Below are 10,996 nucleotides of genomic sequence, written 5' to 3'. Positions count from 1 at the left end.
GCCACGGCAGAGCGTGACCGTGCTGATGTTGATGGCGTAAGACATGCGATCACCTCCTCCTGGAGCGGGTTGCATGCGGCCTGAGTCAGAAATCCCCCGGATTCACCCGTGGGGAAGCGTTAAGCGCCGACCCGCTCGAACAGCGCGGCCAGGCCCTGCCCGCCGCCGATGCACATGGTCGCCAGGCCGTATCGGGCGTCGCGGCGGTGCAGCGCGTACGCCATGGTGGTGAGGATGCGGGCGCCGGTGGCGCCGACCGGGTGGCCGAGGGCGATGCCGGAGCCGTGCACGTTGAGCCGGGCGAAGTCGGCGGCGGTGAGGCCCCATTCCCGGGTCACGGCGAGGACCTGCGCGGCGAAGGCCTCGTTGAGCTCGATGAGGTCGATGTCGGCGAGCGTCAGGCCGGTGCGGGCCAGGAGGCGGCGGGTGGCGGGGACCGGCCCGAGGCCCATCACCTCGGGCGCGACGCCGGCGAGGGACCAGCCGGCGAGCCGCACGAGCGGGGTGAGGCCGAGCTCCGCGGCCCGCTGCGCGGTGGTGACGACGCAGATGGCGGCGCCGTCATTCTGGCCGCTGGAGTTGCCGGCGGTGACGGTGGCGTCGGGGTCGTCGCGGCCGAGCACGGGGCGCAGGCGGGCCAGCGCTTCGAGGGTGCTGTCGCGGCGCGGGTGCTCGTCGGTGTCGACCGTCTGCGGTCCTTTCTTCGACGGTACCGTCACCGGCACGATCTCCGCGGCGAAGATGCCGGCGTCCTGGGCGGCGACGGCCCGCCGGTGCGACTCCAGCGACAGCTCGTCCTGCTCGGCGCGGGGGATGTCGTAGTGCCGCCGCAGGTTCTCGGCCGTTTCGACCATGCCGCCCGGCACGACGCGGCCGCGGCCGCCGGCGGTGGCGCGGGCCCGGGCCAGCCGGTCGACCAGCGCGACGTGCTCGCCGGCGCCCCAGCGCAGCCCGGTGGCGTAGTGCTCGACCTGGCTCATGCTCTCCGCGCCGCCGGCGAGGACGAGGTCGCTGGCGCCGGTCTGCACCTGCATCGCGGCGGTGAGGACCGCCTGCAGCCCGGAGCCGCAGCGGCGGTCGACCTGGGCGCCGCCGACGGTCTCGGGCAGCCCGGCGTCGAGGGCGGCGACCCGGCCGATCGCCGGTGCCTCGCCGCTGGGGCTGCACTGGCCGAGGATGACGTCGTCGACGGCGGCCGGGTCCAGGCCGGTGCGTTCCATCACGGCGCGGATGACGGTCGCGGCCAGTTCGGCGGCGGGGACGTCGCGCAGGACGCCGCCGAAGCGGCCGATGGGGGTGCGCAGCGGGGCGCAGATGACGGCGTCAGGCATCCGTCGACCTCCTTGTGGTGTGGCGTGGTCAGGCGACGGTGCCTGAGTCGATGAGCCGGTCGATGTCGGCGGGGGAACGGCCGAGCTCGGCGAGCACCGCGCGGGTGTGCTCACCGAGCCCGGGCGCCGGGCGCGGGCCGCCGAGGGTGCGGCCGCCGCCGGTGATGGGGGAGCCGGGGGCCAGGTGCGGCCCGACGCCGGGCTGGTCGAGCACGTCGAAGAGCGGCCCGGCCAGCAGCTCGTCGCGGCCGTCGGTGACGATCTCGCGGAACGTGCGGAACCGTGACCACAGCACGGATGTGGGGCGCAGCGCCGCCTCGGCCTCGGTGGTGCTCCGCGCGGCGAACCATGGCTGCAGCAGGGCGTCGAGGAGGCCCTGGTGGCGGAACCGCTCCTCCTCGCGGGTGAAGTCGGTGCCGAGCGCCGCCTCGATCGCGTGCGCGGCGACGGTGAGGCCGGTCATGGTGAGCAGGTCGTTCCAGTGCCGGGCGGTCAGCGCGACGATCATCATGTGGCCGTCGCGGGTGGCGAACGCGTGGCCGTACGTGCCGTAGACGGCGTTGCCGACGCGGGGGCGGCCGGCGCCGGTGAGCTCGGCCTCGGCGAGGTAGCCGAGGTTGCCTGCGGTGGCGAGGGCGACATCGTCCAGGCCGATGACGAGGTGCGCGCCGCGGCCGGTCGCGGCGCGGTCGTGCTGGGCGGCGAGCAGCCCGACGGCGGCGTAGAGCCCGCAGGCGACGTCCCAGGCGGGCAGGACGTGCCCGGTCGGTTCGGACGTGTCGGGTGTGCCGGTGGCGAGCGGGAAGCCGGCCGCGGCGTCGGCGGTGTAGTCGACGGAGCCGCGGCCGCGCGCGCCGGCGACCTCGATGTAGATGAGGTCGTCGCGGGTCGCGTGCAGGTCCTCGTAGCGTTGTCCGGGGCGGTTGCCGGCGTTGGTGAGCACGGCGTCGGCGCCGGCGACGAGTTCGGCGAGCAGCCGCCGGCCCTGCTCGGCGCGCAGGTCGAGGGCGATGGAGCGTTTGCCGCGGTTGAGGCCGGTCCAGTACAGGCTGGTGCCGCTCGGGGCGAGGGGCCACCGGTGCCGGTCGGGGGTGCCGCCGAGCGGGTCGACGCGCAGCACGTCGGCGCCGAGCTGGGCCAGGGTGAGGCCGCAGAGCGGTGCGGCGATGTAGCTCGCCAGCTCGATCACGCGCAGGCCGTGCAGTGGCCCGTGGCCGGTGTGGTTCATCGGTTCCTCGCTCGCGACCGGAAATGAAAGGTCTTGGTTATTGTACCTAGGTAAGCTAGTCTTATACCAGACCTAGAATACGGGAGTCGCTGTGACGATGACACCGGCCGGCTTGACGCCGGACAGTTTCAAAGAAGCGATGTGCCGTTACGCGTCGGGGGTCACCCTCATCACGGTCCACGACGCCGACGGTGCGCCGGTCGGCATGACGGCCACCGCGTTCAGCTCGGTGTCCAGCGAGCCGCCACTGGTGCTCATCTGCGTGCACGGCGCCACCCGGACCTACGAGCGGGTGCTGCGCTCGGGCTACTTCGGGGTCAACCTGCTCGGCGTCGACGCCGAGCCGATCGCGGAGCACTGCTCCCGCCCCGGGGGGTCGAAGGTGCTCCCGCCGGAGTGGCTCATCGACGCTCCACAGTGGACAGCGCCGGCGGTGGCCGGCTCGCTCGCCTTCGTGGACTGCGAAACCTACCGGCACTTCCCGGCCGGCACCCACCACGTCATCGTGGGACGGGTGCGCGGCGTCGGGCTGAGCCCGGCTCCCGATCCTGGCCCGCTGGTGCACTACCAGCGCGGATACCAAGCACTGCACCCGCTACAGGAGACGACGCGCATGCCATTCACCGCACCGCTCACCACCAACGGGAGCGTCCGATGACCCGTAGCGGCGACCAGTACCTCGAGGGGCTGCGCGACGGCCGCCAGGTCTTCATCGACGGCGAGCTCGTCGGTGACATCACCCGGCACCCGGCGTTCAAGGGCGCCGTGCGCTCCGTCGCCGCGCTCTACGACACCGTCGACGACAAGGCCAACCGCGACCAGCTCACGTTCGCCTCGCCGGTCACCGGCGAGCCGGTCAGCCTCGCCCACCTCATACCGCGCTCGCCGGCGGACCTGACCCGCCGCCGGGTCGCGCTCAAGGCGATGGCGGAGCAGACCTTCGGGCTGATGGGCCGCGGCCCGGAGCACGTGGCCGGGTTCCTGGCGGGGTTCGCCGGCCACTCGCACGTCTTCGCCGCCGGTGGCGAGCACTTCGCCCGCAACGTCGAGGCGTTCCACGCCAAGGCCCGCGACGAGGACCTGTACATGACGTACACCATCCTCCCGCCGCAGATCGACCGCTCGAAGCCCGCGCACCAGCAGGCCGACCCGCACCTCTACGCGGGCGTGGTGGCCGAGCGCGACGGCGGCATCGTGGTGCGCGGCGCGCAGATGCTCGGCACCGGCACCGCCATCTCCGACTACGTCTACCTGAGCAACATCGCGCCGCTGCAGCCCGGCGACGAGGCGTACGCGCTCGCCGCGATGGTCCCGGTCGGCGCGCCCGGCGTGAAGATCTACGCCCGCCGCTCGTACGCCGCGGCCTCCTCCAGCCTGTTCGACTACCCGGTCAGCGCCCGCTTCGACGAGACCGACTCGCTGCTCGTCTACGACGACGTGTTCGTGCCGTGGGAGCACGTGTTCGCCTACCGCAACCTCGACGTCGTCAAGCGCCAGTGGTTCGCCACCGCCGGGCACCTGCTGGGCAACAACCAGGCCCAGATCCGGTTCTGGACCAAGCTGGAGTTCCTGGTCGGCCTCGCCCACCGGGTCGCGGAGATGAACGGATCGGTCAACCTGCCGCCGGTCAAGGGCGCGCTGGGTGAGATGGCCGCGCAGGTCGCCACCGTGACCGGGCTGGTCCTCGCCCAGGAGCAGCACGCGACCGTCGACGAGCACGGCGTGGCCTGGCCCGGCCGCGCCGAGTGCTTCGCCAACATGGCGCTGCAGCCCGACCTGTACGCCAAGCTGCTGGTGATGATCCGCGACCTGTGCGGCGGCGGGCTGATCCAGCTGCCGTCCTCGGCCAACGACTTCGCCAACCCGGCGATCGCCGCCGACGTGAACCGGTTCGTGCAATCCCCGGGATATCCCGCCACGGAACGCGTCAAACTGCTCAAGCTGGTGTGGGACATGGTCGGCTCGGAGTTCGCCAGCCGCCACCACCAGTACGAGATGTTCTACGCGGGAGCTCCGTTCGTGGTGAAGATGCGCATGTACGACGCCTACGACTTCGGCGCGGGCCGCCGGCTCGTCGACACGATGCTGGACAGCTACGACCTGAGCGGGCTGCGCGACACCGCGCTCCCGCCGGCTGGCGACGCGCTCGACCCGGTGCGGGGGTGACCTTGGGGCAGGACCTGCGGGGCGCGTTCGAGACGCTGCGGCGGCACGGTAAGGCCGTCGTCGTCGCCGAGCCGGTCAGCTGGGAGTACGAGGCCGCGGCCGTGCTGTGGGAGCTGGCGCACGGCCCGGCCGTCCGCTTCGACGACGTGCCCGGCTACCGGGTCCCGCTGGTCGGCAACCTGCTCAACACCCGCGACAAGCTCGCCTGCGTGCTCGGCGTGGACGACCAGCGGCTCGGCGAGGTGCTCGCCGCCGCCCTCGACACGCCGGTCCCGCCGGCGGTCGTCGACGACGCGGCCTGCCAGGAGGTGGTCGTCACCGACGGCATCGACCTGACCGGGCTGCTGCCGATCCCGGCGATCAGCGAGCGCGACGGCGGCCGGTACCTCTCCGCCGGCGTGCTGCTGTGCGCCCCGCCCGGCGGCGGCCGGCAGAACCTCGCCATCGCCCGGCTCCAGGTGCAGGGCCCGGACCGGCTCGGCGTCAACTTCGCCCCCACCCACTCGTGGCAGTTCCTGCAGGAGTGGTGGGCGCGCGGCGAGCCGATGCCGGTGGCGGTCGCGCTCGGCTGCCACCCGGCCGTCGTCGCCGCCTCGCAGCTGCTCGTGCCGTTCGACGAGGCGCACGCCGCCGGGGCGCTGTTCGGCGAGCCGCTGCGGATGGTCCGCGGCCGCACGGTCGACGTCCTCGTCCCGGCCGAGGCCGAGATCGTGATCGAGGCGCTGCTGCACCCGGGCGACCGCGCCCCGGAGGGCCCGTTCGGCGAGTTCCCCGGCCTGTACGCGCCGATGCGCGACAACCCGGTGCTGCGGGTCACCGCGGTCACCCACCGGCGGGACCCGTGGCTGACGATGATCGTCGGCGGCAACCACCCCGAGCACCTCGTCACCGGCGCCGTCGCGCGGGAGGCGACGCTGCTGCGGGCGGTCCGCGCGGTCGTGCCGAGCACCCGCCGCGTGGTGCTCACCGAGGCCGGCAGCTGCCGCTTCCACGCGGTCATCGCGATCGATCAGCGCAACCCGGGTGAGGCCCGCCTGGCGATGCTGGCCGCGTTCAGCACGCAGGACCTCATCAAGCACGTCACCGTCGTCGACGACGACATCGACCCGGCCGACCCCCGGCAGGTCGAGTGGGCGGTCGCCACCCGCATGCGCGCCCACGAGGACCTGCTCGTGGTGCCCGGTATGAAGTCCAACCCGGTCGACCCGATGTCCGTCGGCCGGACCATCTCCAAGCTCGGCATCGACGCGACCCGCCCGCTGGGCGCCGACCCGGAGCGCTCGGTCCTCGTCGACGTGCCGGCCGGCGTCCGCGACCAGGTCCGCGCCCGCTGGTCCGAGCTGTTCCCCGATGCAGGTGCCTCATGATCGATCCGCAGGACGTCCGGGACCGGATCGCCCCGCGCATCCTGGTCGCCGGGGAGCCGGTCGCCGGGCTGCGCCACGCGCCGACGGTCGACCCGTCGACCGGCGCGCCGCTGGCCGACGTGCCGGTCGCCGACGCGGCCACCGTCGACCTCGCCGTGCGGGCCGCCGCGGCCGCCCAGCCCGCCTGGCGGGACCTCGGCGTGCCGGGCCGCCGACGGCTGCTCGAGGCGCTCGGCGCCGCCGTCCGCGAGCACCGCCACGAGCTGGCGATGCTCGACGCGCTGGACGGCGGCAACCCGTTCCCGGCGATGCTGTCCGACGTCGAGCGCTGCCTGCACCAGTTCGTCACCTGGCCCGCCGTGGCCGGGATGACCGGCGGCGCCACGATCCCGATCGACCCGCGGGACCTGCACTTCACCGAGTACGAGCCGTTCGGTGTGGTGGCCCGCATCGTCGCCTACAACCACCCGGCGTACTTCGCGATCAAGGCGATGCTGCCGCCGCTGGTGATGGGCAACTCCGTGGTGCTCAAGCCGGCCGAGCAGACCCCGCTGTCGGCGCTGCGGCTGGCCGAGATCGCCCAGGAGGTGCTGCCGCCGGGCGTGTTCACCGTCGTCACCGGCGGTGCCGAGGCCGGCGCCGCGCTCGTCGGGCACCCGCTGATCCGGCGGATCGGCTTCACCGGCAGCGTCGCCACGGGGCTGGCGATCCAGCGGGCCGCGGCGGCGAGCGCGGTCAAGCACGTGTCGCTGGAGCTCGGCGGCAAGAACGCGATGATCGTGTTCCCGGACGCGCCGGTGGAGGCCGTCGCCGACGCGGTCGTGGCGGGCATGAACCTCGACAGCTGCGCCGGGCAGTCGTGCGGCTCGACGTCGCGGGTCTTCGTCCACGAGGACGTCCACGACGCCGTGGTGGCCGCGGTGGAGCAGCGCATCGCCCGGTTCGTGCCGGGTGTGGCCTATGTCGACGGTACGGCGATGGGGCCGCTCGTCTCCGCCGCCCACCGCGACCGGGTGGCCGGTTACGTCGCCGCCGGTCGCGGCGAGGGCGCCCGGATCGTCGCCAAGGGCGCGGACCCCGGCCTGTCCGGCGGGTTCTTCCAGCCGCCGGTGCTGTTCGACCGGGTCGAGCCGCACATGCGCATCGCCCGCGAGGAGATCTTCGGGCCCGTCGTGTCCGTCCTGCGCTGGTCCTCGGTCGACACCGTGCTGGCCCAGGCCAACGCGGTCGACTACGGGCTCACCGGCGCCGTGTGGACCAACGACCTGCAGCAGGCGATGCGGGTGGTCCGCGGCCTGCACACCGGCTACGTCTGGGTCAACGACGTGAGCCGGCACTACTGGGGCCAGCCGTTCGGCGGTGTCAAGGACAGCGGCCTGGGCCGCGAGGAGACCCTGGACGAGCTGCGCACGTACGCCGAGGTGAAGGCGGTCAACATGAGGACACGCTGGTGATCACACTGCTGCGCGGCCCGATCGGGACGCTGCCACTGGTCGAACGCTGGATCTCCGTCGACGACCCGGCCGACGGCCTGGCCCTGGTCCCGCACGACCCCGTCGACGGCGGCCCGCTGTGCGAGGTGCGCGCCGACTCCGGTCCAGCCTCCGCCGCCGGTGCCTACCTGTTGATGGTGAGTTTCGCGGTACCGCCGACCGGGCTGGCCCAGTTCGACGACTGGTACGACACCGAGCACACCCCGCTGCTGCTGGCCGCCCCGTCGTGGCTGCGCGTCCGCCGGCTGCTCGCACCGGACGTCCCGCCGGGGGAGCGCAACTGTTTCGTGCTGCACGAGTTGGCCGACCTGCAGGTGCTCGACGGGCCTGAGCGGGCCGCCGCCGGCCGCGGCCCGAAGCGGGCGGAGGTGGCGGCGCTGCCCTGGTACGCCAGCTCCCGCCGCTGGACGTTCACGGCGCTGCGGTAACCAGACACCAGAAAATGCAGCGGCGGCACCGGGTGCGTCCCAGTGCCGCCGCCGCCGTTTGGGTGGCCGGTCAGAAGTCGCGGAGGAGGAAGCCGGCGTCGGCGCGGCGGTCGGTGATGCCCGACTCGCGCAGCGCGTGCCAGACGGTGGCGGCGTTCATGGCGATCGTGGGCAGACCCAGCCAGTGCTCGGCCTCGGCGGCCAGCTTCACCGCGCTCAGGTTGGTGCCGACCACGACCAGCGCGTCGGGGCGGTGTTCCGCCAGGGCGCGCAGTCCGGCGATGACCTGGCCGGGGGTGGTCTCGGCGATGTCGGTGGCGGAGGTGCGGCGCAGGCCCTCGACGTGCACCACGTCGAAGCCGCACTCCCGCATGTACTGGCTGGTCAGCCGGTCCGACTCGGGCTGGTACGGCGTCAGCACGGCGATGCGGGTCGCGCCGATGCGCCGCAGCGCGGCGATGACCGCGGCCGGGCCGGTGGTGACCGGCAGGCCGGCCTTCTGGGCGACGGCGTCGACGAACTCGGCGCCGCCCCGCACGCCGCGCCGCATCACCTCGGCCGACATGGCGATGACGATGCGGTCGGGGGCCAGGGTCAGCACGTCGCGCAGGGCCGCGTCGAACGACGCGTCCATCTGGTCGAGGAGGGCCTTGGCGTCGGCGTCGGAAGCCATCGACGGTTTACTGATGTATGCACGCCCGGCGTGGAAGGTCACGCCGGACGGGCAGAGCATGGCAAGGTCATGCTCGACCATGATGTTCGTCGACGGAATGATGACGCCCCACTTATTGCGGATGGCTGCCGGAGGTACCATGACCATCAGCATAATGATCCTGGGTACTTATTCCTAGTGTGATACTTGAGGCTTAACCGGGCACGGTGAAGGGGACGCACGTGAACGAGACCGAGATCGCACTGGCCGCCTGGGTGCAGAACGGCCAGGACAAGGTCACCGATCAGAAGACATACGTGCAGGCCGTCGCCACCGCCCGCTACGTGATCCGCAAGGTGATCCGCATCGTCGACGACGCCGCGCGCGACCACGGGTTCGACCCGCTGGCGCACCAGGCGCTGATCCAGATCTTCGGCGTGATGGACGAGCCGCTGACGGTCAGCCAGCTGGCGGAGCGCCTTGACGTGGTCCCGGCGTTCGCCTCGCGCCTGGTCCGCGACCTGGAGCGGCGCGGGCTGGTCGAGCGGCAGCGCACCGACCAGGACAAGCGGATGACCCGCGTGGTCGCCACCGCCGAGGTCGGCCCGGTGCTGGCCGAGATCAACGAGCAGGTTCAGGCGCACGCGGCGCTGTTCCACCGCCAGCTCACCGACGACCAGCGGCAGGCGGCGCTGGTGGTGCTGGCGTTCTTCGTGGGGATCAAGGCCGGATCGCCCGTGGGGGAGAGCCTGCGGGCCAGCCTGCAGCTCGCGTCGGCGGACGAGGCCGCGGCGAAGCCCGGCCGCACCGCCAGAGCGGCGACGCCGGCCTGAGGCGTCCGCCCGGGTGGCGCTGTGACCGACCCGTCCTGGACTTGCCGTCCTTAAGTAGTTAACCTCGCTTAAGCACTGTAGTTGAGTGTTGGGGGTGGGCGTGCTCGCACCATCGTTCGCCGACCGTGCGTTGCGCACCTGCGCCGCGCCGGTCGACGCGTCCGCACTGGCCGCCGCGAAGGCGGCCCTCGCAGCGGCCGGCGCACCGCCCGCGCCGGCGCTGCACCGCATCGCCGCACAGACGCCGTACGGCCCGGACATCACCGACCCGCTCACCACCGCCCTCCTGGCGGGGGCCCTGCCCGAGCACCGGCACCGCCAGGACGGGCCGGCGGGGCCGGCGTGGGCGTGGCGCGTGTGCGCGGCGGCGGCCACCGCCGTCCCCGGACCCGCCGCCGACCGTGACCCCGCCCTGGCCGTGCTCATCGGCGCCGAACTGGCCGTGCGGCTCGCCGCCGCGCTCGGCCCCCGTCACGCGGCCGTCTGGGACCCGGCGGGCAGCGTCGGCGTGCTCGGGGCGGCCGTGACCGCCTGCCTCGCCGGCGGCGCCACGCACGACCGGCTGACCTCGGCCCTGTGCATCGCGGCCAGCCTCACCGGCGGCCACCGGGTGCACGACGGGACGCCGCTGGGCGACCTGACACCGGGGTTCGCCGCCGCCGCGGGCGTGCTCGCCGCCGCACTGGCCGGCCACGGCGTCACGGCGTCACCGACCGCCCTCGAAGGGCCACGCGGCCTGCTGTTCGCCTACGGCGACCGCACCGCCGCGGCCACCCTGCTGGACGGCTTCGGCACCGTCTGGACCGTCCTGGAACCCCAGGAGCAGGCAGCGCCGGTGCCCGCCCGACCGGCGCCCGCCGGACCGGATCTCGCGGCGCGGCTGGCCGCCTTCTCCAGCGGCCTCGATCTCGACGCCGTGCCCGAGAGCGCCCGCCACGCCGGCCGGCGCGCCCTGGCCAACGTCGTCGGCCTCGCCGTCGACGCCGCCGCCCACCCCGCCGTGCTGAGGGTCGCCGAGACCCTCCGCGACCTCGGGCTGCGCGGCGACGTGCCCGTCGCCGGGCGCGGCGCGACCGTGTCCGGATACGCGGCGGCGCTGCTCATGGGGTACGCCATGCACGTCGAGGACTTCGACGACACGCACCTGCGCACCGTGCTGCACCCCGGCGCCCCGGTCGTCGGCGCCGCGCTCGCCGCCGCGGCCGTCGTGGACGCCGACGGCCGGGACGTGCTCGCCGGCGTGGTGGCCGGGATCGAGGTCGGCAGCCGGGTCGGCATCGCGCTCGGGCCCGGGCACTTCGACCGCGGCTGGCACGTGACCGGGACCGCCGGGCACGTCGGCGCGGCCGCTGCCGCCGCCCGGGTGCTGCGGCTGGACGCCGAGCAGACCCGGCACGCCCTGGCGATCGCCGGCTCGCTCGCCGCCGGCGTCACCGAGCAGCTCGGCTCGATGACGAAGGCGTTGCATGTCGGCCGGTCAGCCGCGGACGGGCTGCAG

At 73.8% G+C, this 10,996-nt stretch carries 10 protein-coding genes; 7 read left to right on the top strand and 3 right to left on the bottom strand.

Features of this window, described 5'->3' with window-relative positions:
• Window positions 1-119: 119 nt before the first annotated feature.
• A complete protein-coding gene (locus tag AB0J72_RS58215) occupies window positions 120-1,331 on the bottom strand; it encodes an acetyl-CoA C-acetyltransferase (RefSeq protein ID WP_363417667.1) in 1,212 nt (403 codons plus the stop codon).
• Window positions 1,332-1,359: 28 nt separating this feature from the next.
• Window positions 1,360-2,559 carry a CoA transferase gene (locus AB0J72_RS58210; RefSeq protein ID WP_363417664.1) on the bottom strand — a complete coding sequence of 400 codons (1,200 nt, stop codon included), beginning with the start codon at window positions 2,557-2,559 and terminating at the stop codon, window positions 1,360-1,362.
• Window positions 2,560-2,698: 139 nt separating this feature from the next.
• Here AB0J72_RS58210 and AB0J72_RS58205 point away from each other — a divergent pair, with 139 nt between their 5' ends.
• From AB0J72_RS58205 to AB0J72_RS58185, 5 genes are read left to right on the top strand one after another with little or no spacing between them, the layout of a single operon-like run.
• Complete coding sequence (locus AB0J72_RS58205; RefSeq protein ID WP_363417662.1) at window positions 2,699-3,217, top strand: flavin reductase family protein; 519 nt, start codon at window positions 2,699-2,701, stop codon at window positions 3,215-3,217.
• Window positions 3,214-4,725: a 4-hydroxyphenylacetate 3-hydroxylase N-terminal domain-containing protein gene (locus AB0J72_RS58200; protein ID WP_363417659.1), complete on the top strand. Its 1,512-nt coding sequence runs from the start codon at window positions 3,214-3,216 to the stop codon at window positions 4,723-4,725. Before AB0J72_RS58205 ends, AB0J72_RS58200 begins: the two co-directional genes overlap by 4 nt.
• Entirely contained in the window at window positions 4,722-6,092 is a 1,371-nt protein-coding gene (locus tag AB0J72_RS58195) for a UbiD family decarboxylase (protein WP_363417656.1), read from the top strand. The genes AB0J72_RS58200 and AB0J72_RS58195 overlap by 4 nt, the downstream gene beginning before the upstream one ends.
• Window positions 6,089-7,546, top strand: coding sequence for an aldehyde dehydrogenase family protein (locus AB0J72_RS58190; RefSeq protein ID WP_363417653.1), 1,458 nt, complete (start codon window positions 6,089-6,091; stop codon window positions 7,544-7,546). The genes AB0J72_RS58195 and AB0J72_RS58190 overlap by 4 nt, the downstream gene beginning before the upstream one ends.
• Window positions 7,543-8,013 (top strand): hypothetical protein, encoded by a 471-nt coding sequence (locus tag AB0J72_RS58185; RefSeq protein ID WP_363417650.1) that lies wholly within the window; start codon window positions 7,543-7,545, stop codon window positions 8,011-8,013. The genes AB0J72_RS58190 and AB0J72_RS58185 overlap by 4 nt, the downstream gene beginning before the upstream one ends.
• A 70-nt stretch (window positions 8,014-8,083) precedes the next feature.
• On the opposite strand, the gene AB0J72_RS58180 is transcribed toward AB0J72_RS58185, so the two are convergent.
• On the bottom strand, window positions 8,084-8,827 hold the full coding sequence (locus tag AB0J72_RS58180) for an arylmalonate decarboxylase (protein WP_363417648.1): 744 nt from the start codon (window positions 8,825-8,827) through the stop codon (window positions 8,084-8,086).
• 80 nt (window positions 8,828-8,907) lie between these two features.
• On the opposite strand from AB0J72_RS58180, the gene AB0J72_RS58175 reads away from it, so the two are divergent.
• Both AB0J72_RS58175 and AB0J72_RS58170 read left to right on the top strand, forming a co-directional pair.
• Entirely contained in the window at window positions 8,908-9,498 is a 591-nt protein-coding gene (locus tag AB0J72_RS58175) for a MarR family transcriptional regulator (protein WP_363417645.1), read from the top strand.
• Between the two features lie 100 nt (window positions 9,499-9,598).
• Window positions 9,599-10,996, top strand: a 1,398-nt coding sequence (locus tag AB0J72_RS58170) for an MmgE/PrpD family protein (RefSeq protein ID WP_363417642.1), incomplete at its 3' end; no start/stop codon positions are given.

It is taken from the genome of Dactylosporangium sp. NPDC049742, assembly GCF_040674675.1.
Classification (GTDB): Bacteria; Actinomycetota; Actinomycetes; order Mycobacteriales; family Micromonosporaceae; genus Dactylosporangium; species Dactylosporangium maewongense.
This window is presented reverse-complemented; position numbering and strand designations above follow the sequence as displayed.

Bases quoted from the DNA above. Each gene is read 5' to 3' on its own strand.
- AB0J72_RS58205 (WP_363417662.1), top strand. From the start codon at position 2,699: ATGTGCCGTTACGCGTCGGGGGTCACCCTCATCACGGTCCACGACGCC.
- AB0J72_RS58215 (WP_363417667.1), bottom strand. From the start codon at position 1,331: ATGCCTGACGCCGTCATCTGCGCCCCGCTGCGCACCCCCATCGGCCGC.
- AB0J72_RS58200 (WP_363417659.1), top strand. From the start codon at position 3,214: ATGACCCGTAGCGGCGACCAGTACCTCGAGGGGCTGCGCGACGGCCGC.
- AB0J72_RS58190 (WP_363417653.1), top strand. From the start codon at position 6,089: ATGATCGATCCGCAGGACGTCCGGGACCGGATCGCCCCGCGCATCCTG.
- AB0J72_RS58210 (WP_363417664.1), bottom strand. From the start codon at position 2,559: ATGAACCACACCGGCCACGGGCCACTGCACGGCCTGCGCGTGATCGAG.
- AB0J72_RS58180 (WP_363417648.1), bottom strand. From the start codon at position 8,827: ATGGTACCTCCGGCAGCCATCCGCAATAAGTGGGGCGTCATCATTCCG.